Annotated in this window: 19 protein-coding genes and 2 riboswitches; of the genes, 7 read left to right on the top strand and 12 right to left on the bottom strand. The window is 73.0% G+C overall.

The features are described 5' to 3' along the window. Nucleotides 1–309: 309 nt before the first annotated feature. Together OG556_RS37795 and OG556_RS37790 are read left to right on the top strand one after the other, a co-directional pair. Nucleotides 310–1548 carry a histidine kinase gene (locus OG556_RS37795; RefSeq protein WP_331744675.1) on the top strand — a complete coding sequence of 413 codons (1239 nt, stop codon included), beginning with the start codon at nucleotides 310–312 and terminating at the stop codon, nucleotides 1546–1548. Continuing rightward, complete coding sequence (locus OG556_RS37790; protein ID WP_331744672.1) at nucleotides 1545–2246, top strand: response regulator transcription factor; 702 nt, start codon at nucleotides 1545–1547, stop codon at nucleotides 2244–2246. The genes OG556_RS37795 and OG556_RS37790 overlap by 4 nt, the downstream gene beginning before the upstream one ends. Before the next feature lie 439 nt (nucleotides 2247–2685). Here the strand turns inward: OG556_RS37790 and OG556_RS37785 are convergent, their stop codons facing one another. Further along, nucleotides 2686–3258: a TetR/AcrR family transcriptional regulator gene (locus OG556_RS37785; protein WP_371523118.1), complete on the bottom strand. Its 573-nt coding sequence runs from the start codon at nucleotides 3256–3258 to the stop codon at nucleotides 2686–2688. A 137-nt stretch (nucleotides 3259–3395) separates the two neighbouring features. On the opposite strand from OG556_RS37785, the gene OG556_RS37780 reads away from it, so the two are divergent. Then, a complete protein-coding gene (locus OG556_RS37780; protein ID WP_331744666.1) occupies nucleotides 3396–3821 on the top strand; it encodes an SRPBCC family protein in 426 nt (141 codons plus the stop codon). 263 nt (nucleotides 3822–4084) lie between these two features. Here the strand turns inward: OG556_RS37780 and OG556_RS37775 are convergent, their stop codons facing one another. Together OG556_RS37775 and OG556_RS37770 are read right to left on the bottom strand one after the other, a co-directional pair. Further along, the gene (locus OG556_RS37775; RefSeq protein ID WP_371523117.1) at nucleotides 4085–5251 is read right to left on the bottom strand and encodes a serine hydrolase domain-containing protein; all 1167 of its coding nucleotides are present in this window, start codon (nucleotides 5249–5251) and stop codon (nucleotides 4085–4087) included. A gap of 142 nt (nucleotides 5252–5393) precedes the next feature. After that, nucleotides 5394–6560 carry a serine hydrolase domain-containing protein gene (locus tag OG556_RS37770; protein ID WP_371523116.1) on the bottom strand — a complete coding sequence of 389 codons (1167 nt, stop codon included), beginning with the start codon at nucleotides 6558–6560 and terminating at the stop codon, nucleotides 5394–5396. Nucleotides 6561–6771: 211 nt separating this feature from the next. Between OG556_RS37770 and OG556_RS37765 the strand changes: the two genes are divergently transcribed. Further along, the gene (locus tag OG556_RS37765; RefSeq protein ID WP_331744663.1) at nucleotides 6772–7086 is read left to right on the top strand and encodes a hypothetical protein; all 315 of its coding nucleotides are present in this window, start codon (nucleotides 6772–6774) and stop codon (nucleotides 7084–7086) included. A 117-nt stretch (nucleotides 7087–7203) separates the two neighbouring features. Here the strand turns inward: OG556_RS37765 and OG556_RS37760 are convergent, their stop codons facing one another. After that, the gene (locus OG556_RS37760; RefSeq protein WP_331744660.1) at nucleotides 7204–7383 is read right to left on the bottom strand and encodes a hypothetical protein; all 180 of its coding nucleotides are present in this window, start codon (nucleotides 7381–7383) and stop codon (nucleotides 7204–7206) included. A 122-nt stretch (nucleotides 7384–7505) separates the two neighbouring features. Here OG556_RS37760 and OG556_RS37755 point away from each other — a divergent pair, with 122 nt between their 5' ends. Then, nucleotides 7506–8597, top strand: a complete 1092-nt coding sequence (locus OG556_RS37755; protein ID WP_331744656.1) for a polyprenyl synthetase family protein — start codon at nucleotides 7506–7508, stop codon at nucleotides 8595–8597. Between the two features lie 98 nt (nucleotides 8598–8695). Here the strand turns inward: OG556_RS37755 and OG556_RS37750 are convergent, their stop codons facing one another. Beyond that, nucleotides 8696–9679: an NADP-dependent oxidoreductase gene (locus tag OG556_RS37750; RefSeq protein ID WP_331744653.1), complete on the bottom strand. Its 984-nt coding sequence runs from the start codon at nucleotides 9677–9679 to the stop codon at nucleotides 8696–8698. Between the two features lie 140 nt (nucleotides 9680–9819). Between OG556_RS37750 and OG556_RS37745 the strand changes: the two genes are divergently transcribed. After that, nucleotides 9820–10197: a helix-turn-helix domain-containing protein gene (locus OG556_RS37745; protein ID WP_331744650.1), complete on the top strand. Its 378-nt coding sequence runs from the start codon at nucleotides 9820–9822 to the stop codon at nucleotides 10195–10197. 85 nt (nucleotides 10198–10282) lie between these two features. Here the strand turns inward: OG556_RS37745 and OG556_RS37740 are convergent, their stop codons facing one another. Together OG556_RS37740 and OG556_RS37735 are read right to left on the bottom strand one after the other, a co-directional pair. Next, a complete protein-coding gene (locus tag OG556_RS37740) occupies nucleotides 10283–13486 on the bottom strand; it encodes a lantibiotic dehydratase (protein ID WP_331744647.1) in 3204 nt (1067 codons plus the stop codon). A 144-nt stretch (nucleotides 13487–13630) separates the two neighbouring features. After that, a complete protein-coding gene (locus OG556_RS37735; RefSeq protein ID WP_331744645.1) occupies nucleotides 13631–13780 on the bottom strand; it encodes a hypothetical protein in 150 nt (49 codons plus the stop codon). A gap of 172 nt (nucleotides 13781–13952) precedes the next feature. Between OG556_RS37735 and OG556_RS37730 the strand changes: the two genes are divergently transcribed. Next, nucleotides 13953–15377, top strand: a complete 1425-nt coding sequence (locus OG556_RS37730; RefSeq protein WP_331744642.1) for a lanthionine synthetase C family protein — start codon at nucleotides 13953–13955, stop codon at nucleotides 15375–15377. Nucleotides 15378–15793: 416 nt separating this feature from the next. Further along, nucleotides 15794–15971, bottom strand: a riboswitch (M-box (ykoK) riboswitch). A 197-nt stretch (nucleotides 15972–16168) separates the two neighbouring features. Here OG556_RS37730 and OG556_RS37725 read toward each other — a convergent pair. The 5 genes from OG556_RS37725 to OG556_RS37705 all read right to left on the bottom strand — a co-directional run bounded on the left by OG556_RS37725 (nucleotide 16169) and on the right by OG556_RS37705 (nucleotide 20800). Next, entirely contained in the window at nucleotides 16169–16888 is a 720-nt protein-coding gene (locus OG556_RS37725) for a (2Fe-2S) ferredoxin domain-containing protein (RefSeq protein ID WP_331744640.1), read from the bottom strand. After that, nucleotides 16885–17697, bottom strand: coding sequence for an ABC transporter ATP-binding protein (locus OG556_RS37720; RefSeq protein ID WP_371523209.1), 813 nt, complete (start codon nucleotides 17695–17697; stop codon nucleotides 16885–16887). Before OG556_RS37720 ends, OG556_RS37725 begins: the two co-directional genes overlap by 4 nt. 2 nt (nucleotides 17698–17699) lie before the next feature. Next, entirely contained in the window at nucleotides 17700–18779 is a 1080-nt protein-coding gene (locus OG556_RS37715) for an iron chelate uptake ABC transporter family permease subunit (protein ID WP_331744635.1), read from the bottom strand. After that, nucleotides 18776–19747, bottom strand: a complete 972-nt coding sequence (locus OG556_RS37710; protein ID WP_371523115.1) for an ABC transporter substrate-binding protein — start codon at nucleotides 19745–19747, stop codon at nucleotides 18776–18778. Before OG556_RS37710 ends, OG556_RS37715 begins: the two co-directional genes overlap by 4 nt. A gap of 94 nt (nucleotides 19748–19841) precedes the next feature. After that, a riboswitch (cobalamin riboswitch) is annotated at nucleotides 19842–20047 on the bottom strand. A gap of 111 nt (nucleotides 20048–20158) precedes the next feature. After that, nucleotides 20159–20800: a hypothetical protein gene (locus tag OG556_RS37705; RefSeq protein WP_331744630.1), complete on the bottom strand. Its 642-nt coding sequence runs from the start codon at nucleotides 20798–20800 to the stop codon at nucleotides 20159–20161. Between the last annotated feature and the right edge of the window lie 210 nt (nucleotides 20801–21010).

The raw sequence follows: 21010 nt of genomic DNA, 5'->3' as shown, positions 1-21010 counted from the left end.
TTCCGGCACGTCTCCAGACCATCACGGCGTACCGGGCGTTCTCGTCCGAGCGCGGGAGGAGAACGCCGTCGGGACCTGGGCTCGCCACCGGGCCCGGACCAGGACCTGGGTCCTGGTCCGGGATCGGTCCCGGGTGCCGGTCCGGTGCCGGCGTGCGCAGGGAGAATGGACCGCGGACGCCCCCTTCCGGGACGCGCACGCCCCCCCCGGGGAGCGAAGGCCTCCGTAGGGCCGGCTCGCCGGGTACGACGGCTGCGGTGAACGGGCGAAGGCCGGGGCCGACCGGCCACAGAAAGGACCACCACCAGCATGTCGACGCACGACCGGCCCCTGCTGCTGCCGCCGCCGCAGCCGCCGTCGCCGAGATCCGACGGCCTGCCCTGGACGGCCAGTGACGCGCTGGTGGCCGTCGGGGCCGCCGGCCTGGACATCCTCGGCTACTCGATCGGCGGCCCGGACGGGAGCCAGCCGATCGCCCTCACCGCGCTGGTCCTGCTCGTACTGGCGGCCATGCCGCTGCTCACCAGGCGCCGCTACCCGCTGGCGTCACTGACGGCTGTGCTGGCCCTCGGCCTGGCCCTGAACCTGAGCGGGCCGGTGCCGCAGCACTTCAACTGCACGCTCTGCATCGCGCTGTTCGCGGTCGCCCGCTCGCGCGGCCTCGTGGTGGCGGTACCGGCCGCCCTCGCGGCGGCCGCCGTACCGCTGCTGGGCCGGGGGTATCCGCTGCCGCCTCCGCTCCCGGGAGTGGCGGCCAACGTGCTCGCCGCGGCGTTGGTCCTCGCCGCGGCCGAGGCGCTGAAGCGCTGGCAGCACGAGGTGGAGGTCAGGCGCAGGCTGCTGGCCGACCACGCGGTGGCACAGGAACGGCGCCGCATCGCACGGGAGTTGCACGACATCGTCGCCCACCACATCACCACCATGCAGCTGATGGCCGGCGGCGCCAGAGCGAACCTCGGGGGTGACACCGAGGTGGTGCGCGAGGCCCTGGTCACGCTGGAGGGCTCCGGGCGGATGGCGCTGCGCGAGATGCGCCAACTGCTCGACGTGCTCCGGGCCGGCGACGAGCCGGAGGAGTCACCGGCCGAGCCGCAGCCCGGTGTCGGACACCTCGGACGGCTCGTCGAGGAGTCCCGCAGGGCCGGTCTTCCCACCGAGTTCGCCGTCCTGGGGGAGGAGCGCCCGCTGCCGCCGAGCACCGGCCTGGCGGTGTTCCGGATCGTCCAGGAGTCCCTCACCAACACCCGCAAGCACGCCGGCCGGGCCCGGGCGCGGGTCCGGCTGACGTACCACCCGGACCGGATCACCGTCGAGGTGTCCGACAACGGCACCGCCGCGCCGGCCGACACCCTGGTGGGCGCCCTGGCGGGAGCGGGCGGTGCGGCCGGCGCGAGGGCGGGCCGCACCGGGTACGGTCTGATCGGCATGCGCGAACGCGTCGCGCTGCAGGGCGGCAGCATGGTGGCCGGCGCCGTGGACGGTGGTGGCTTCCGGGTGATGGCCAGCCTGCCGGTGGCGCCGGCCGGCGGAGAGGAACGGTTCGGATGACGGGAACCCCGGAGCGGATCAGGGTGCTGATCGCCGACGACCAGCCGCTGGTGCGACGGGGCCTGGCCCTGATCCTGGCACCGGACCCGGCGTTCGAGGTGGTGGCCGAGGCGGACGACGGCCAGCAGGCGGTCGAGCTCGCGCACCGGCACCGGCCCCACGTCGTGGTGATGGACATCCGGATGCCGGTGCTCGACGGCGTCCAGGCGACCGAGCGGCTCACGCGGGAACTGCCGGCCTGCCGGGTCCTGGCGCTGAGCACCTTCGACATGGACGAGTACGTGGTCGCCGCCCTGCGCGCCGGCGCCTCCGGGTTCCTGCCCAAGGACGTCTCCCCGGAGGAGCTCTCGGCGGCCGTGCGCACCGTGCACAACGGGGAGGCGGCGGTGGCGCCGCGCCTGCTCACCCGGCTGATCTCCACGTACGTCACCGCGCCCCGCCTGCCGCCGGCACCGGTGCCGTTGCCGATCTCCGCCCTGGGGGAACTGACGCCCCGCGAGGTCGAGGTGTGGCACCTGCTGGCCACCGGCCTGGACAACGCCGAGATCGCGTCGGCGATGGGCATCAGCGTCTCCACGGTCAAGAACTACATCACCAGCATCTTCGCCAAGCTGAGCGTCCGCGACCGCGCCCAGGCGGTGATCGCGGCCTACGAGTCCGGCCTGGTCGAGGCCCGCCCCGCGAACCCGGCGGGTTGAGGTGGACCGAGGTGGGTCGTTCGCTGCGCACTGGCGGAGACGACTGGTATCGGTGGTGAGCCACCACCGGTGACCTGATGCCGAGGTTGAGATGTCACTGGTCAGCCGGCTTGGAGGTGGAGGTGTTCGACCTCAACCTGGTGGCCGCGGTGTCGAAGTTCGTTGGCGAGGATTTCGGTAAGTGGCTGTTGTTGTACCGGTCAAGGCGCTTGCTGATCGAATGGGAGTCTTGCTGACGGTGGTCTCGCGGGCACCGAGGGCGGTTGAGGTCGGTTTCCTCAGTCGCTCGACTTTCGACGTTCTGACAGGGGGGCAGTGCCCTCCGCGTCAGGTGCTTTGGTCAGGCTGAAGCGCCGCTGCACGAGACGTGGAGTGGCACAGGCGCGAGCCGTGCGTGGCTCGCGCTCGGCGAACCCCTTTTTCACGCGCGTGTTCCCTGTCAGTTGCGCGGTGCGGGGAAACCGGTGGCCACCTCGACTATCGCGTCGATCCGTTCGCGATCGGGGACGGTGCCAGTCATCAGAACGCGGAACCAGATGGGCCCGGCAAGCATGTCGGCAAGCACGTCCGGGTCGGCCTGGCGAAGCCGGCCGGCGTCCTGCACCGCGCTCAAGTGCGGGCGGTAGGCCGCCCTGACCGGCTGGAACATGCGCTCGTTCCAGGCCTGGGCCAGATCGGGGTCGTGCTGAGCAGCACCTACCAGCCCGGTGATCATGGGGCCGAAGGGGCCGCTGAGGGAGTCGGCGATGTTGTACAGCCACTGCCGCAGATCCTGGGCGACGTCGCCGCTGTCGGGGAAGTCAACCGTGGGCAAGTGCCCGATGAGGGCGTCGAGGGCGAGTGCGCCTTTGGACGGCCACCGCCGATAGACCGTGGGCTTGCCGACCTGTGCCCGCGCAGCGATGTTCTCGATCGTGATCTCGGCATAGGGCTGTTCTTGCAGCAGTTCGAAGGCCGCCTTCAGGATCTCGGCGGTCCGATCGCGGCGCGGCTTGTCCGGTGGTGACGACACCCTCGCAGGGTAGCACGACGAAACGTTACGTAACGTATTGACGTGCTGACGCGCCCACTCTATCGTCAGTGAAACGTTCCGGAACGTTTCACTGGCCGCCCGGGTGCCGCACCGGCCCACTCCTCCAAGGGGAGACGATGCACGTCATCACCGTCACACGACATGCCGAAGCCGCTCCTGAAACCATCTGGGGACTCTTCGCCGATGTTCCCGCCCGCACCAGGTGGGACGACTCGCTGGAGCGCGCCGACATACGAGGGCCCTTCCGGCTCGGGGCCTCGGGAACTGTGAAGCTCAAGGGCCAGCCGGAGCGCAGGTTCGAGATCCTCGAGTGCGAGCCGCCCACGCGGTACACGGATCGCTACTTCCTGCCGATGGGCGGAAGGATGGACTGGATCCACGCGGTGAGCGAAACCGCCACCGGCTGCGACGTGACGTTCGACATCCACGTCAACGGACCGACATCGTTCATCCTGCGACCCGTCATGAAGAGGATCCTCGGCCGCGCCTTGCCACCCACCGTCGACAAGCTGGTCGCGGTCGCCGAGGCCACCACCTCCTGACCTCCGGACGTAGCATCGCCTCTGGCGTGGAAGGCAATCCTGAAAGGATGCAGACACGGCCCTTCGGTGATCATGCGGCGAGTTCGAGTCGGCGCCGGCAGTGGACCTGGCGGTTGCGCCAGTCTCCCGACGTTCGCCGTTGCGGGTTCGTGGCCCCGACGGTCGCCGCCGAGTGCGTCCGCCGCGCCCGCCGGGGCCTGACCGCGGCTCCCGGCGTCGGCCCCCCTGCGGGGGCAGGGGGGCCGGCCCGAGGAGCCGGGCGGTCAGTGGCAGAGGGCCGAGTCCAGGGCGGCCGCCATGTGCTGCGCGCCGTCGTCGCCCGGGACGGTGGTGACGGTGATGGTGGCGGCGCGGCCGTCGTCGGTGACGCCGCTGCGGGAGCGGTAGCCGGGGGAGGTGCCGCCGTGGCCCCAGGCCAGGCCGCCGCAGGAGAGCGGCCTGCTCTGCAGACCGAGCCCGTAGCGGATCCCCGGGCCGATGAGTTCGGCGGGGACGGTGGTGCGCATCTCGGCGAGCTGCGCCGGGGGCAGGAGCCGGCCGCCGAGGAGCGCGGTGAAGAACGTGTTGAGGTCGGTGTTGGTGGAGACGACCGCCCCGGTCGCCCAGGCCATCGAGGAGTCCATGTCGGTGTAGTCGATCGGGGCCGCGTCCGGCGAGGTGCGGAGGTAGCCGTGGGGGTGGGCCTCGTGGATGGTGGTGTCGCCGGGGGCGGGGAAGTAGGTGTGGCGCAGGCCGATGCGGTCGATGACGCGCTTGGTGATCTCCTCGCCGACAGGCCGTCCGGTGACCTTCTGGACGATCAGGCCGGCAACGACGAAGTTGGTGTTGCTGTACCCCCAGCTGGTTCCCGGAGGGAAGCCGGCCTTCTGGGTGAGGGCGCCGTCGAGGAGGTCGCGGGGCTCGAAGTAGCGGTACTGGATGGGGACGAAGTCCGAGAAGGGGGGGACTTCCATGTAGTCGGGCAGGCCGCTGGTGTGCTGGAGCAGCTGGCGGACGGTGATGTGGCGTCCGTCGATGCCGTCGCCGCGCAGCAGGCCGGGCAGGTAGGTGTCGACGGGCGCGTCGAGGCCGATCTTCCCTTCGGCGACGAGCTGGAGGACGACGACGGCGGTGAAGGTCTTGGTGTTGCTGCCGGCGCGTATCTGCCCGTCGACGGGGACCTTGGCGCCGGTGGCGGTGTCGCCGACGCCCGCGGTGTAGGTGCGGGTGCGTCCGTCGCGGCCCTTCACCGAGGCCAGTGCGGCGGGCAGGCCGTCGTCCTTGACCAGCGCGTTCAGGCTCTGCTGGACGCTGTCCGGCTTGCCGCCGGCGAACGCCGCGGTCGGTGCCAGCGCCCCGACCGTCATCACGCCGGTGGCCACGGCTGCCGCCACCATGTGCCGACTGCGGCGGCTCCGGGGGGACCGGTTGTGCGGGACGTGCTCGTTCACGGAAGAACTCCTCTACGGGAAGCGGGAATTGGCGAGGTGTGCGGGTGTGCGAGCGCGCGGGTTCCGCGCGCGCCGGGGCGCGCAGAACCCGCGGGTCGTACTGGTGCGGACGCTCAGGCCGGACCGGGGAGGGGCTGTGGGGTCAGCGGCACAGGGCCGCGTCCACCGCGGCCGCAACGTGCTTCTCGGTCGCATCACTCGGGATCATGGTCGCCGCGATGCTGGTGGCCCGGCCGTCATCGGTGGCGCCCCCGGCGGTGTAGTAGCCCGGAATGGTTCCGCCGTGGCCCCAGTAGACGCCGCCGCACGACAGAGGCCGGCTCATCAGGCCCAACCCGTAGCGGGCGCCGGCGACCACCTCGTCGGCGGGGACGGTGGTGCGCATCTCGGCGAGCTGCGCCGCGGGCAGGAGCCGGCCGCCGAGGAGCGCGGTGTAGAAGCGGGTGACGTCGCTGGGGGTGGAGACGGCGGCGCCCGCCGCCCAACCCCAGGACGGGTCCAGCTCGGTGTAATCGCGGAGCGAGCCGTCGGCGTCCCGGTTGTAGCCCTTGGGGTGGGCCTCGCGGATGCCCGTGTCCCCGGGGGCGGGGAAGTAGGTGTGGCGCAGGCCGATGCGGTCGACGATGCGCCGGTTGACCTCCTCGCCGAGCGGCCGCCCGGTGACCTTCTGGATGATCAGGCCGGCCAGCAGGTAGTTGGTGTTGCTGTATTCCCAGCGCGCACCCGGGGCGAAGTGGGCTTTCTGGGACAGGGCCGCGTCGAGGAGCTCGCGCGGTTCGTAGTACCGGCCCGGGTTGGTGAGGATCGAGTCCTTGTCCACGTAGTCGGGCAGGCCGCTGGTGTGCTGGAGCAACTGCCGGACGGTGATGTGGCGTCCGTCGATGCCGTCGCCGCGCAGCAGCCCGGGGAGGTAGGTCTCGGCGGGTGCGTCGAGGTCGACCTTTCCTTCGGCGACGAGCTGGAGGACGACGACGGCGGTGAAGGTCTTGGTGTTGCTGCCGATCCGTACCTGCCCGTCGACGGGGGGCTTGGCTCCGGTGGCGACGTCGCCGACGCCGGCGGTGTAGGTGCGGGTGCGGCCGTCGCGGCCCTTGACGGAGGCCAGTGCGGCGGGCAGGCCGTCGTCCTTGACCAGCGCGTTCAGGCTCGACTGGACGTTGTCCGGCTTGCCGCCGGCGAACGCCGCGGTCGGTGCCAGCGCCCCGACCGTCATCACGCCGGCGGCCACGGCGGTCACGACCGCGACCGCCCGGTGCCGGCCGCTCCGGCGGGAGCGCGGGAGGAGGCTGTGCGGTGCATGCTCGTTCACGGAGGAACCCCTCTGAGGAATGGCGCCGGTGATTCCCGGCCTCGATCAAGAGGACCATTCAGGGGCAGGGGAGTTCGTCCGTACCCAGGACGAACCGCACCCGGGAGCCGGCTCCGGGAGCCGCCCCCGACCAGGACCGTGCTCCCGGCAGAACTCCTGCCGGCCTTCCGGCGGAGCGGCTCTTCGAACGGGGGTGTGTTGTACTGCTGCGGTGAGCGCTGAATACGAGCTTGGCCAGGTCATCGCCAGTCGTGAGCTGGCCTTTACCGCTCCGGACGGGACGCAGAGGCCGGTGCTGCTGGAGGTCGGTATGCCCTGCCGCGACCCGGAGGGGCCGGACTGGTACTGCCCGTGCCGGATCACCGGACACCCGGATGTCGGCGACCGCGTGACGGCGATCTTCGGCGTGGACTCGTTGCAGGCCCTGCAACTCGCCCTGACCCGCTTTCCCAGCGAGCTGAACGACGCCGCCGGGCTGACCTTCCTGGGCGGGAGGGACTTGATGCTGGGGGGCGAGGGTTTCTGAGGGCACAGAGCGGATGAGGCGTGACGGCGGCGACGGGGGCGGCCGCCTCGGACGGGGTGGGTGCCGGACCGCACACGTGTGAGCGGGCCCGGTCCGGCACCTGTCCGGTGTGCTGTCTCAGTCGCGCTTGGCGATGGTGAGGAGCACGGCCGAATCCTCGATCGCCTCGACGCTGTGGCGAGCCTCGGGGATGGGGATCAGGTCGCCCGCGCCGGTCGCCGCGCTGCGTCCCGAGGAGGCTGCCGCCGCGCGCTCCAGGTGTTCACGGGCCTGTGTGTCCAGAGAAATCGTCTGCATGCTCCCCAATATCCCGAACCGGGAGGCCGATGGGGCAGCATGGGTGACGGACCACCACCGGGATCCGTGGCACCTCCGCGCCTGCGCGGGCGCGCGTCCCCGCCCGAACGGAAGACACCTTCGTGACCGATACCGCCGCCGTCCCCACCGAGCAGATCCGGGCCCGTCTCGCCGGGTACGAGCGCCGGTTCGGCACGCTGGCCGAGCAGTACTTCCAGGACCTGGCCGCCGCCTTCGACGCCCCGTCGTCCAGCCGGTTCACCCCGGACTGCCTGGCCCTGCTGCGGGACCTCTCGCTGCGCGGCGGCAAGCGGATGCGGGTGGCCCTGCTCTTCGAGGCCGCCCGGCTGGTGACCGCCGAACCCGTGGCGGGGCTGGACGACGCCGCGCTGAGCATCGAACTGCTCCAGACCCACGGGCTGGTCCACGACGACATCATCGACGACAGCCCCACCCGCCGGGGCGGGCCCTCCACCTACTACGCCTACCGGGAGCGGTTCCCCGACCGGCCGCAGGCCGCGCTCGGGCTCGCCGTCCTCGCCGGCGACCTCGCCCTCGCGCTGTCCCTCCAGGTCCTCCTCGACTCCCGGGCCCCGCTCCCGGTCCGACAGGCCATGGTCGAGGTGCAGACGCGAGCGGCGACGGCCACGTTCGTCGGCCAGATCGTCGACCTGGAGCGGGACTTCACCGCGGACCCGGACGAGGAGGTGCTGCACGACGTGGCCGACTACAAGACCGCCCGCTACTCCGTCCTCGCCCCGCTCCAGCTGGGACTGCTCGCCGCAGGCGTCCAGCCCGCCGCCCACGACGGGGAACTGCGCCGCTACGCCCGGCTGGTGGGGATCTGCGGGCAGCTGCGCGACGACTACCTGGACCTCTTCGGCGACGCGGGGACGATGGGCAAGCCCACCGGAACGGACATCCGGGAGGGGCGGCGCAACTACACCGTCCGCGCCGTCCTGGCGGCGGCCACCGACGCCGAGCGGGCCGTGGTGGAGTCCGCGCTCGGCGACGGGGCCTGCACCGAGGAGACCGTCGCCGCCATCCGCGACATCGCCCGCCGCCACGGCGTTCCGGAGCGGATGCGGGCGGACATGCGGCGCTTCGCGCACGCGGCCGCCACGGAAGCCGCGGCCTGGCGCCCCCGGTGGCGGGAGGAGGCGGTCGCGTTCTTCGAGTACCTGCCGAGGTGGAGCGTCGAGCGAGTCCGGTGAGGCGAGTCCGGTGAGGCGAGTCCGGTGAGGCGAGGTGAGGCGGGGTGGGATGAGGTGAGGTGGGCGAGCCGGGAACCCCACCCGTCCCTGATCGGCGGTCAGTTGGCTCCGGGCCCGACCTCGGTGGTGAGGACGAGCTTGCCGCGGGTGCGGCCCGCCTCGCCGCGGGCATGAGCGGCCCCGGCCTGCTCCAGCGGGAAGGTCCGCTCCACCTCGACGGCGACCTCGCCGGCGTCGATCAGCGCGGCGATCGTCGTCAGCGCGGTGCCGTCCGGCTCGACCAGGAACGGGGTGACCCGCACGCCGACCGCCTCGGCGGCCGCGGCCAGCTCGGGGGAGACGCCGGCCGGGACGGCGACCAGCAGGCCGCCGGGGCGCAGGACCTTCAGGGAACGGATGCTGGTCAGGTCGTGGTCGTCGCCCACCAGGTCGATGACGACGTCGATGCCGGCGGTGGCGTCCTCGAAGCGGGTGCCGGTGTAGTCGATCACCTCGTCGGCGCCGAGCTCCTTGAGCCAGGGGTGCCGGGCGGCGCTGGCGGTGGCGACCACGTGGGCGCCCAGGTGGCGGGCGAACTGGACCGCGAAGTGGCCCACCCCGCCGGCGGCCGCGGTGACCAGCACCCGCTGGCCGGCCCGCACCTGGGCGGTGTCGACGACGGCCTGCCAGGCGGTCAGTGCCGCCAGCGGCACGGCGGCGGCGTGCACGTGGTCGAGCGTGGCCGGCTTGCGGGCGAACTGCCGGGCCGGGGCGGTCACGTACTCGGCGTAGGCGTTCGCGGCACGAGGGAACCACGGCATGCCGTACACCTCGTCACCGGCCTTCAGCGTGGTCACGCCGAAGCCGACCTCCTCGACCACGCCGGACACGTCCCAGCCGAGCGTGAACGGCGGCTCACCCAGCAGGCCGGCCATGCCGGAGCCGTCGCGGGTCTTCCAGTCCACCGGGTTGATCCCGGCCGCGTGCACCCGCACCAGCACCTCCGTCGGCAGCGGCACCGGGCGCGCCACCTCGGCGACCCGCAGCGCCTCCGGCCCGCCGAACGTGTCCTGGACCACCGCGCGCATCGTGTCTGCGGACATGCGTCATCTCCTGAAGCATCAGAGTGTGGAAGGCCTTTCGGCGGCCGTTCCTCGATGCCGGCGACGCTATCCCCGCGGGTATGGTTACCTTCAAGGGCTAGTACTTCCCATCGGGAAGTGTCCTGGTGAGGAGAGTGAGCATGACGACCACCTGCCCCAGCGGCGAGCACTCGCAGCACGACGTCTACGCCGCCCAGTGCCCCTGTCGCGTCCTGCTCGACCTGCTCGCCAACAAGTGGGCCGCCCTCGCCATCGGCGCCCTCCAGGAAGGCCCCCAGCGGTTCGGCGAACTCCAGCGCCGCCTCCAGGGCGTCAGCCCCAAGGTGCTGACCCAGACCCTGCGCCGCCTGGAGGACTTCGGCATCCTCGACCGCACCGTGTACCCCGTCGTCCCCCTGCACGTCGAGTACTCCCTCACCCGCCTCGGCCAGAGTGCCGCGGTGCCGTTGAACGCGCTTCGCTCGTGGGTCGAGGACAACATCGACCAGGCCTTCCGTCCGGAGCCGGTCTCGGGGTAGCCCGGCATCGGCGACGACCGGCTCGCGCCGCCGAGGGGCTGGCCGGCACGCCGCTGACGGTGGGCCCGCGGTCGGGCCCCTGAACTCAGGGTCGGCGCAGGCGGCGGCCCCGTTGGGCCTCCATCGCGCCGCGGGCGACGGAGCGGGCGTGGTCCTCGGCCTCCGGGTCGATGCCGAGCAGCCGGTTGTGGTGCAGGTGCACCAGGCCGGGCAGTTCGGAACCCCGGGGGGCGGCCGCGCGCAGCGCCTCGCCGTAGCGGGCGAGTGCACCGGCCCGGCGCTGCCAGCTCGCCAGCAGCTCGCCGCCGCCGGGCAGGGCGCGCAGGGCCGCCCGGTCGTCGGCGGGGTCGCTCAGCCGCACGGCCGCCGTCCGCAGGTCGCGCAGCTGGGCGTGGACGGCGGATCTGGGATAGGTGGCCAGCAGCCACTCCTCCGCCCGCGCGGCGCCCTCGGCGGTGTCCCCGTGGACGTGCCGGGCCAGGTCGAGCATGTTGAGGGCGCCCAGCAGCCTCGGGTCCAGGTCGAGCCGGCCCGCCTCCAGCGCGTCGAGCTGGGCGAGCACGGCCGCGCTGTCCGCGCCGAAAGCGTCCTCGGCGGCGGTGGTCGCGGCCGGGCCCCCGTAGCGCTCCCACTCGGGCTCGTAGGTGTCGAGCACCAGTCGCCAGGCCAGTCCGGAGCGGCGCAGTTCGGCGAACCAGTCGTGGCAGTTCGGCAGCAGCTGCCGGTTCAGCGCCGCCGGATCGCCGTGGAAGCGCAGCCGTAGGTGCGGTTCGGGGTCGCGGTAGCGCAGGAAGAACCAGCGGTCCACCTCGGCGGGCAGTGCGGCGAGCAGGCGGGGCAACGCTCCGACGAGCAGTTCGTTCTGACGTCGCGTCGAGCAGTAGACCTTGGCGTAGAGCCATTCGCCGCCGGGTGGCTGGGCTCGGAGCGCGGGCGCCGGGCGCACAGCGGGGCGTGGGCGTGGGCGGGGACGGGGGCGCGGGATCGGCGCGTCGGCGAGCAGCGGGAAGACCACCTCCGCGGTGTGCGCGCCCGCCGGGCCGGACAGCCAGCCGTACGCGTCCTCGCCCGTCGGTGCCTCGCGCAGGACGGCCTCCGGCCACCGCGCGACGTCCTGGCGCAGCAGTCGGAGGTGCAGCCCGGCGGAGAGGTCGAGTTCCAGGCCGCGATCGGCGACGCAGAGCAGCACGTGGTCCGGTACGCTCCAGCGCTCCCGCCAGCGGTCGAACTCCAGCCGCCACTCCCGCTCCGGCAGGGTGGTGTCGGCGAAGAACGGCGCGGACGGCCGCCAGCGGGCCGGGGCGAGCACGGTGCGTCCGTAGCGCACGCGCGGGGTGTACGGCGCCTGCTCCAGCGGGCCCCAGTCCCAGGTGAAGCCGGGCCGGACACCCGACAGGCGCAGCTCGCGCAGGAAGCGTCCCACGTTGCCGACCTGGGCCTGTGGGTTGAGCATGTTCCAGGCCAGCGGAACGATCCGGCGGCCGCTGCTCAGTCGCACCAGCTGGAGGCCGGTGAGGTCGGCCCCCACGGCGAGGTCGTCCAGCGGCACCGTGCCGGGGGCCGTGCGGTCGGCGAAGGCGCCGACCACGATCTGCCGGTCCAGCAGACGGCGGACCTGGTTGAGGTTGGCCGACCGCGACCGAGAGGCCCGCAGGACGAGTTGGGCGGCCTCGATGCTGTCGTCGCCAGTGCCGTCGCCAGTGCCGTCGTCAGTCGCGCTTTCGGCGTCCGCGCTCTCGGCCGCCGCGCAGGCCGCCGCGATCCGCTGCGCTGCGTCCGGCAGCAGGTGGGAGAACCTGCCGATGGTCGCGCCGGCGTGGTCCGCGCCGGTCTCCGGGGTCAGCCAGAGTCGGAACCGGCCGCGCGCCAACGCCTCGGCGGAGCCGGCCAGTACCCGGGCGTAGAGCTCCAGCGAGGCGGGCGGGGGCAGGTCGGTGTCGGGGCTGAGGCGCGCGAGCAGGCCGTCGTCGAGGACCACCTCGGATGCACCGGCCATGGCGGCCGCCTGGGCCAGCTCGATCCGCAGCGCGTCCGCGGGCGAGGGCTCGGGCCTGGCGGGCTGCTCGCGCTCGCTGGGCGGCATCAGGTAGCCGGCGGGCGCGCCGAGACCGCGGTCGGGGTCGAGCAGTTCGGTGAGGGGGACCAGCCGGTCGGTGCCGTAGCGTTCGACGAACTCGCCGTGGTACTGGGCCAGGTGGGGCGGCGCGCTGCGGGCGCGGGAGACCCGCCACAGTGCCTCGGCGGCGCGTTCGGCCTCGGCCGCCACCTCGGCGGGCAGCGTCACGTCGGCGTCCAGGGCCAGATCCACCTGGAGCCGGCGGTCGGCCTCGTGCAGGCGTCGCATCCGGCGCAGGACGGACGAGTAGTCGGTGCCGGGCCGGGCCGCGCCCAGTTCCCGGTGGACGGCGGCGAGTTCCGCCCGCTCGGGGCCGGCGGGCAGGCGGTCCAGGACGTGCGCCAGCGGGTCGGTGGCAGTGGTCGGCGGGCGCAGGTCGGTGAGCAGGAACTCGCGCTCGACCAGCTGCACCAGCAGGCCGTTCACACGGTGTTCCGGGGTGCCGGGGAACCGCTCGCACAGCCGACGGCCCAGCTCGGCGAACTGGACGGGCTCCGCCGTCAGTTCCAGTACGGCGCGTACGGCGGGGGTGTGGCGGATGGAGACCTCGATGACGGTCCGGCCGGCCGCGGGCTCCGCGGCGTGGCGCTCGGGCACGTAGGGCAGGACGAGACGGTCGCCGCGGACGAAGGTGAGCTCGTTGGCGACGATCCGCAGGGCCGCCAGGGTGTCGGGCCTGGTCTCCAGGCCGGCGAGCAGCGCGCTCAGCCAGCCCATGTCGGGCCGGGCGACGGGACGGTGGGCGGTGCCGAGCCGTGCGCTCGCGTCACCGGCCTCGGGTGCGGGTACGGCGGCCGTGGGTGCTGCGGGCGTGGCGGTCGTGGGTACGGAGGCCGCCACCCGGACGGCGGCGACACCGGCGAAGAGCCCGAAGGGTGTGGGCCGCGCGGTCATCCGGAGCTGGTAGCGGCTCAGCGAGAGCACGGCCTTGCGCAGGCGCTTCGGCTCGACGGCGCCTCCCTCCCGCACCTTGTCCACGAGACGTGCCAGCGACGGGCTGGCCAGGGCGACGGCGGCCCGCAGCTCGGGGTCGGCACCGAGTCGGGCGAGCTGCCGGGACAGCTGTTCCGGCTCGTCGGCCGCCTCGGCGGGAAAATCCGCGAAGGTTTCCTCGATGCGGTGTCGAGGAAAGACCGGCGCCCGCAACAATGCGGTGTCCGCGCAGCGGAACAATGGAGTTCCAGCCCCTCGGAAAGGTGCGGTTGCGGGCATGCGAGAACTCCTTTTTCAAACCCCTGGAAAACCTGGGGAATTTCCCGTCCTGAATACCGCCCCGGGCGGGCCGAAAGCCCGCCCGGGGCGCTGTGCAGCGACGACTCAGCAGGGGAAGCCGTGGCTGCAGAAGCAGGTGCCCAGCGACGGGTGCTGCACGGCGGCGGCCTCGTCGCCCTGGCTGACGGTCTCCTTCAGGTCCAGGTCGAAGGCGTCGAACTGCAGCTCGGCGTCGGCGAAAACAATGTTCTGCATGATTTTCTCCCTTTCGGAATCAGCCGGTCTGTCCGGCTCGTGAATGACGCTACGAGGCTTTTCGATTTCCGTCAACCGAAGCCCCGTGGGGAATCTTCCGAGATTTGTGGCAAGGTGTCTTCGGGCATGCCGGAAACACGATCCGAAAGAAGGGCATGGCATGGAGAATTCCATGACGGAAAACCGGGGGAAAGGCGCCGTCGAGCGGACGGCGGCGGAGGCGGTGGAGTCGGTCGCGCGGCTGCTGCGCGATCCCGACCGGGCGCCCCGGGTCATGGCGGCCCCGGGGAACGCCGATCCGTACCTCGGAGTGAGCCCGTGGTCAGCGGCGTCGCTCGGCGACGGCTACCCGGGCATCGCGCTGCTGTTCGCCCGGCTGGCACGCCAGGACCGGTCCTGGCGTCCGGTGACGCACGCCCAGCTGTCTTCGGCGGTTTCCCGGCTGGGCGGCGGGACGGCGGCGGACAGCCTCTACCAGGGCGCGCCCGCGCTGGCCTTCGCGGTCCGTACGGCGGTCGCCGGCCCGGGGGACTACGCCGGGCTGCTCGCGGCCCTGGACCGCCGGGTGGCGGAGCGGGTCCACGCGCTGCTGACGCTGGAGCGGGCCCGGCTGGCCGCGGGGGAGCGGGGGCCGGCCATGGCCGTGTACGACGTCATCGGCGGTCTGACCGGGCTCGGCCGCTACCTGCTGGCCTGCGGTGACGGCCAACGGCCGCTGTTGGTCGCGGTGTTGGAGTATCTGGTCGAGCTGAGCCGGCCGCTGCGGATCGGTGGCCGCACGGTGCCCGGCTGGTGCGTGCCGGGGCCGCCCTCGCCCGGAGCGGATGCGCGGTTCCCGGACGGTCACCTCAACCTGGGCCTGGCGCACGGCGTGCCGGGGCCGCTGGCCCTGCTGGCGCTCGCCCGTCGCGAGGGAGTCGTGGTGCCGGGGATGGCCGAGGCCGCGCACCGGATGGCCCAGTGGTTGCTGGCACACCGCCGCCACGACGACGAGGGCGCCGACGGCCCCGACTGGCCGGCCTCCCTCACCCCCGGGCACGAACACCGGCCCGGTGGGGACCGGCCCGGCGGAGTCGACGCCCCCCGGGCCAGGGCCGCCTGGTGCTACGGAACGCCGGGCGTCGCCCGCTCCCTGCAACTGGCGGGGCAGGCGTTCGACGAGCCCGGCTGGGCGGCCGCGGCGGTCCGTGCGCTCCACGCCGTGCTGGACCGGCCGCGCGAGCGGCGGGGCCTGCACGACGCCATGCTCTGCCACGGCGCCGCGGGTCTGCTCCAGGTCACCGCCCGGGTGGCCCGGGACAGTGGTGACGCGCCACTGCTGGCCCGGCTCGGACCGCTGGCCGAGGAGGTCATCGCCCACTACGACCCCGAGGCCGCGTTCGCCTTCCCCTGCCCGCCCCCGCCCGGCGCGGTCACACCTGGCCCGCTCCCGCCCGGCGCGGTCACATCCGGCGGGGAGCGGCCGACCTGGGCGCGCGACCGGGCCGGATTCCTGGAAGGAGTGGCCGGCGTCGCGCTCGCCCTGGTCGACCACCTGGCGGGCGGCGCCGAGGAGGCCGGCGCCCTGCCGTGGGACGCCGCGCTGCTGCTCGCGTAGCGGTCGGCCCGGTGCGGGCGGGTCGGTGCGGTCTGCCGTCGGCGGGCCGCCCGACCCGCCCGTCCGGAGCGGGTGTCGGGGCGCCTGCCCGAGCTGCGTGCAGGCGGAACCGGTCAGGATCATCGGAGGGTGTCTCGTTCTTCGGGGCACGTGAGATGCCGCCGCCGGTGCGCCGGTCAACCGGCGCGGGCGGTACGGGCGGCGCGGACGAGTGGCGAACCACCCCGACCCCGGGCAGCACGGACTGCCGCCCGGATCAGGGCAGTTGGCGCACGTCGGGCCGGAGTCTCAGGCGTGCACGATGGTGAGGGGAGCGCGGCGGTGACACGTACTATGACCGGGTTTCATCGCCCACCTCCCTCGGTTGCGCGCGGACAGGGCAGCGCCGGGCCGTCATCGGCCCCTGCTGCCGGGTGGCGACACCCCTCACGTAAGAGCTTCGGCACTGCACGGCGTATCCCCACCCGAGCGGGCGGGAAGCCACTTCGGGTCACCCCTTAAGCCGAGGAGACCTGTCCTGACCCTGGGCGTCTCTCGACGTCGTCGGATCAGTGGCCTGTATCCGTGCAGACGCCTCACCGAACGAGGAGTCGCGTCGACAAGTAGACGCGCCCCCCGACCAGGGTGTCAAGCCGCTCCGACCCCCCGTCAGAACCGCCCGGACCGCCCGTCATCAGCGCGTTTCCTCCGCGGCACAAACTGTTCGCCTGCGGTGCGGACCTCGGTGGCCACTGACCGACAGAGGCCCTGCCGGAGGTGTCTCCGGCAGGGCCTCTGGCCTTCGGCGTGGGTCAGCTCCTGTGGCGTGGGAGCCGGTGGGACTCGACCGGTCGTCCGTCGGCGAGGTGCTCGGTGACGATGCGGCCGGCGACGGCCGGGTCGATCCTCCCGTACCAGATGTCGTCCGGCTGCACGCTGACGACGGGGGCCTGGTTGCAGGGGAACTGGCACCCCGTCTGGGTGACGAGCACGTCGTCGTCGCCGAGGCCGCGCTCGGTCAGCTCCTGTACCAGGGCGCGCAGTCCCTCCTCCGCGCCCTGGGCCGCGCAACGCGGGCCGCGGCACACCAGGACCTGGTGCCGGTGGCCGGGGACGTCCTCCCAGGCCGCGGACGTGAGGCCGGGCTCCTCGCCGGTGACGGCCTTCGTCACCGCGGCCACCGCGGGGACCGCGTCCGGTGAGTCGGCGAGGCGGGTCGCGACGAGGAGTTCGGGACGGTGGCCCGCGCGCTCGCGCCACCAGTGCGCCGCGATCCGCCGTAGCCAGGACTGGCCCGGGCCGGAAGCCGCGAGGCGGACGCCGATCACGACCACGGTCTCGGTGCCCGCGTCGGCCAGCCTGGTCAGCTCGGCCGACAGGGAGGGGTCCGCCTGCTGAAGGAAAGCGATCGAGGCCCGGTGCGAGGCCGCGGTCCGGAGGAGTTCGTCACGGCGGACGGATTCCCCGATCGACATGCCGACCAGGAGCGTGGCACTGCGGCGGGCGGGTGCGCCCGGGACGGGGAGGGTCATGGTGTTGTCCCTTCGGGGAGCAGTCCGTTCCACCGGATGTGCGGCCTGTCGTGCCGGGGGTGTCGTTCCACGGTCACGTCGACGCCGTAGACGTGCGCGATCGTGGGCGAGGTGAGCACGTCGGAGCTGGGCCCGTGGGCGACCAGCCGGCCGTCGAGCAGGACGGCGACCTCGTCGCAGTAGGCGGCGGCGAGTTCGAGGTCGTGCAGCGCGGCCACCGTGGTGACGCCCAGCCCGCGTACGGCGCCGAGGAAGCCGAGTTGGTGGCGCAGGTCGAGGTGGTTGGTGGGCTCGTCGAGCAGGAGCACGCCGGGCTCCTGCACCAGTGCCCGCGCGAGCTGGACCCGCTGCCGTTCGCCGCCCGACAGCGTCGGCCAGGCCCGGTCGAGCAGGTGTCCGACGTCGGCCGCGGCAACGGCATCGGCGAACACGGACCGCTCGTGGGCGTCGGCGGCGGAGTTCGTCGGCACGGGCCAGCGGCTGCGGTACGGCGTGCGTCCGAGCTCGATGACCTGACGGACCGGCAGCGACAACCGGGTGTCCGCCTGCTGCTCCATGAAGGCCACCCGTCGTGCTCGTCGGCGGGCCGTGAGGGCGTGGAGGTCCTCTCCGTCCAGGAGGACGCGCCCCGCGCTCGGCCGGGTCAGTCCGGCGACCGCGCGCAGCAGGGTGGTCTTCCCGGCGCCGTTGGGCCCGAGCAGGCCCGTGATCCGGCCGGGGGCGAACGCGAGCGAGACCGCGTCCAGCAGGGTGGCTCCGCCGATGCGCACGCGGAGCTCCTCCGCGCGCAGCTCGGCGGGGGGCGGCACGGTCACTGCGGTCCCCCCTCGGCCCGCCCCTGGCGCCACAGCAGCCAGGCGAAGAAGGGCGCTCCGAGCCCGGCCGTGATGACGCCGACGGGGATCTCCCGGTCGGGCAGGACCGAGCGCGCCACGATGTCGCTGCCCACCAGGAGGGACGCACCCACCAGTGCCGACACGGGCAGCAGGAGGGCGTGGCGCGGGCCGCAGACCAGACGGACCACGTGCGGTACGACCAGGCCGAGGAACCCGATGACGCCGGTGTTGGCGACCAGGCACGCGGTCACCAGCGCGGCGGTGGCGACGAGGACCCAGCGGGTGCGCTCGACGTGGACGCCCAGGGAGCGGGCGGCGGTCTCGCCGAAGGCGAAGGCGTCCAGGTCGCGGGCCGAGGAGGCCAGGACCGTGACGCCGACCAGCGCGACCGCGGTCAGGAAGACGGCGGTGGGCCACCGCACGCCGGCGACCGAGCCGAGCGTCCACTCCATGACACCGCGGGCCGCGTTGCGGTCCCCGAGGACCAGCACGACGAACGAGGTGTAGGCCCCGCACATCTGCCCCACCGCGATGCCGGCGAGCACGGTCCGGGTGGTCGGTAGCGACCGGGTGCGGGCGCCGGCCAGCGCCAGGACGACGACGGCGGCGAGCAGGGCACCGGCGAAGGCCGCCGTCGCCACCGCGCCGGTGCCCACGGCGCCGGTCACACCGACGCCGAGGACGATCACGGTGACCGCGCCGGCGGCGGCTCCGTCGGAGATCCCGAGCAGGAAGGGGTCGGCCAGGTCGTTCCCGGTCAGCGTCTGCAGCACCGCGCCGCAGACCGCGAGGCCCGCGCCGGTGGCAGCCGCTCCCAGAACCCGGGGCAGCCGCAACTGCCAGACGATCTGGTCGTCCAGCAGCGTGACGTGCGGGCCGCCCAGCCCGAGACGGCGCGCCACGACATCGATCACCGTCCGGACCGGCTCGGGTTGCGAGCCCACGGCCAGGCCGAGGAGCACGGTGGTCAGCAGCAGGGCCGCACCGATGGCCAGGGCCGCCGTCGTGCGGCCCGGACCGGGGGGCCGCACGGCGGGGCGGGGTTCGGTGGTCATGAACCCGGGTGCAGCTGGCCCAGCCCTGCGGACACCCGGGCGGCACCGTCGGCGAGCCGCACGCCGGGAGTCGACTCCGAGAACGGCACCACCACGAAAGCCTTGCGCTGCACGGCGGTGAGCTTGCTCAGCACCGGGTCGTTCTCCAAGTAGTCGATCTTGGACTGGGCCGTGTCCCAGCCGGCGTCCGCGACCACGATGGCGTCCGGGTCCGCCGCGACGACCTTCTCCCAGCTCACGTTCTGCCAGCCGCCGGGCAGGTCCGCGAAGACGTTGCGGGCGCCCACGGCATCGAGCACGAGCTGAGGTCCGCCGTGGCCGGCACCGACGAACGGCGACTTGGTGTCCGAGTCGTACCACAGGACCTTCAGACCCTTGCCCGCGGCCGTCGCCGTGAACTGGGCGAGCTGCTGCTCCTGCTGCTGCTGGATCGCGGCGGCCCGCTCCGTGACACCGAAGACCTTGGCGACGTCGTTCAGTTCGCCCCACACCGCCTGCCAGGCCGTCGGCGGCACCTGGCTCTTGTCCGAGCAGCCGAACGGGGACAGGTACGACGGGATGCCCTGGCCGCGCAGCTCGTCCCGGGTGCCCGCGACCTTGTCGGTGAACGCGCTGGAGTAGGAGGCGTACAGGAAGTCGGGACGGGCCGCGAGGAGCTTCTCCTTCGTCGGGTAGTCCTTGGAGAGCACCGGGACGGAGTCGTAGGCCGCCTTCCACTTCTCCGGGACGGAATCGTCGAGGTAGGCGGTACCGGCCATGCGGGACTGCAGGCCGAGGGACAGGGCCACCTCGGTGGCACCCTCGTTGAGCGTCACCAGCCGGGCGGGCGGCGCGCCGACCGTCACGGTGGTCCCGCAGTTGTCCACGCTGACCGGCGCGGCACTTCCGGCCGCCCCGCCGGACGTGGCGGGCGCGGGGGCGCCGGTGCAGGCCCCGAGCACGCCGGTGAACAGGACGGCCGCGACCACCCGGCCGACACGTATCGGACCTGTGGGGCGAACAGAACATATCGATCGAAACGGATACAGCAGACCGCTGGGCACGTGTTCTCCAAAACCCTCGTGGAACATGTCGCGCCGTGGCCGGTCTCCTGGCTTCCGCATCAACACGCCGCAGCCGACCTTCCCGGACGGCTCTTCCAGCCCGCCCAGTGGCCCTGACCGCTGGAAAAGCCGGTCAGCGAGGGCCGCGGAACTCCGCGGCAACAGTGGCGAGGGCCGCACCGGACTCAGACCGGTTTCCCGTACACCACGGCGATGGCAAGGTATCAGGCGTGGTCAGGTCGGTGCCGACCGGCTCAAGGACGCCCACCGGCCACGCGAAGCGCCGGCAGCGGCAGCGCCTTGACGGAGGTGTGTGTTCGGCCTGCCGGCGCGCTGTCACGCAGTGGCGGTGGCAGCTTCGGTGGCTCCGCCAGTTGAGGGTGACTGGAGGGAGCAGGCCGAGATCCGGGCCGCGAGCCCCTCGTAGTCGACGGGTTCGCCACACAGCCGGCGTACGGAAGCAAGGCCCAGGCTGGCCTGTCCGGTGGCCTCCACGAGAGCACGGGAAGCGACGTGGAAGCGCCACTGGCCGATGTCGAGCGGGTCGTAGTCGGCGTGGGTGAGCGCGGTATGGAGGGCGAAGACGTAGACATCCGCGTTGTAGGACTGCTCTGCGGCGTCACCGTCCTCGGGAGTCCAGGTGCGTCCGCGCAGCCGGGAGAAGCGAATCTCCGACAGCTGACGCTGACCCCAGGCTTGGAGGTAGGCGCTGGTCTTGACCTCGATCCTGAGCCCGTCAGGCGTCAGGACATCGAAGCTGTCCCATTCCATGTTGCGTGCCACAGCGCCGACGGCGCGGTGGACCAGGAATTCCGCGAGCAGGCCCCGGGTGGTGTTGGTTCGCAAGTCGGGCATCGCGTAGCGCCAGAAGTCCAGCACCGTCCCGGCATCGGTGCCGCGGAAGGCCTCGTTGCCGTCGAGCGGCGCCAGTTCGGCCGGGGTGTGCCAGGCGTTGGGGGCGGCGGAGTCGGAGAGCATTCCCCCAGCCTGACACGGGCGCCGGACGGGGAGGGCGGTATCGGGGGCAGCGCTCAAAGTCCACGGTGCTGTGACCTCGCGCCCTCCTGGGGCTGGAGAGCTGCTGTTTCCGCAGGTCGGAGGCCTGATTGCGGCTTCGAAGCGCCGCAGTTCCTCAGCGGCCGCGAGCGCAGCTGCGGCGAGTCCGCAGGACTCGGTCTGTGCCCGTGT

The sequence above is a fragment of the Kitasatospora sp. NBC_01300 genome, assembly GCF_041435235.1.
In the GTDB taxonomy this organism is placed as follows: domain Bacteria; phylum Actinomycetota; class Actinomycetes; order Streptomycetales; family Streptomycetaceae; genus Kitasatospora.
Note: the sequence above shows the minus strand (reverse complement) of the source record. Positions and strands in the feature narration are given on the sequence as shown.

Coding starts and splice junctions, on each gene's coding strand:
- OG556_RS37725 (WP_331744640.1), bottom strand. CDS start 16,888: ATGACCCTCCCCGTCCCGGGCGCACCCGCCCGCCGCAGTGCCACGCTC.
- OG556_RS37715 (WP_331744635.1), bottom strand. CDS start 18,779: ATGACCACCGAACCCCGCCCCGCCGTGCGGCCCCCCGGTCCGGGCCGC.
- OG556_RS37745 (WP_331744650.1), top strand. CDS start 9,820: ATGACGACCACCTGCCCCAGCGGCGAGCACTCGCAGCACGACGTCTAC.
- OG556_RS37730 (WP_331744642.1), top strand. CDS start 13,953: ATGACGGAAAACCGGGGGAAAGGCGCCGTCGAGCGGACGGCGGCGGAG.
- OG556_RS37795 (WP_331744675.1), top strand. CDS start 310: ATGTCGACGCACGACCGGCCCCTGCTGCTGCCGCCGCCGCAGCCGCCG.
- OG556_RS37750 (WP_331744653.1), bottom strand. CDS start 9,679: ATGTCCGCAGACACGATGCGCGCGGTGGTCCAGGACACGTTCGGCGGG.
- OG556_RS37760 (WP_331744660.1), bottom strand. CDS start 7,383: ATGCAGACGATTTCTCTGGACACACAGGCCCGTGAACACCTGGAGCGC.
- OG556_RS37735 (WP_331744645.1), bottom strand. CDS start 13,780: ATGCAGAACATTGTTTTCGCCGACGCCGAGCTGCAGTTCGACGCCTTC.
- OG556_RS37780 (WP_331744666.1), top strand. CDS start 3,396: ATGCACGTCATCACCGTCACACGACATGCCGAAGCCGCTCCTGAAACC.
- OG556_RS37705 (WP_331744630.1), bottom strand. CDS start 20,800: ATGCTCTCCGACTCCGCCGCCCCCAACGCCTGGCACACCCCGGCCGAA.
- OG556_RS37790 (WP_331744672.1), top strand. CDS start 1,545: ATGACGGGAACCCCGGAGCGGATCAGGGTGCTGATCGCCGACGACCAG.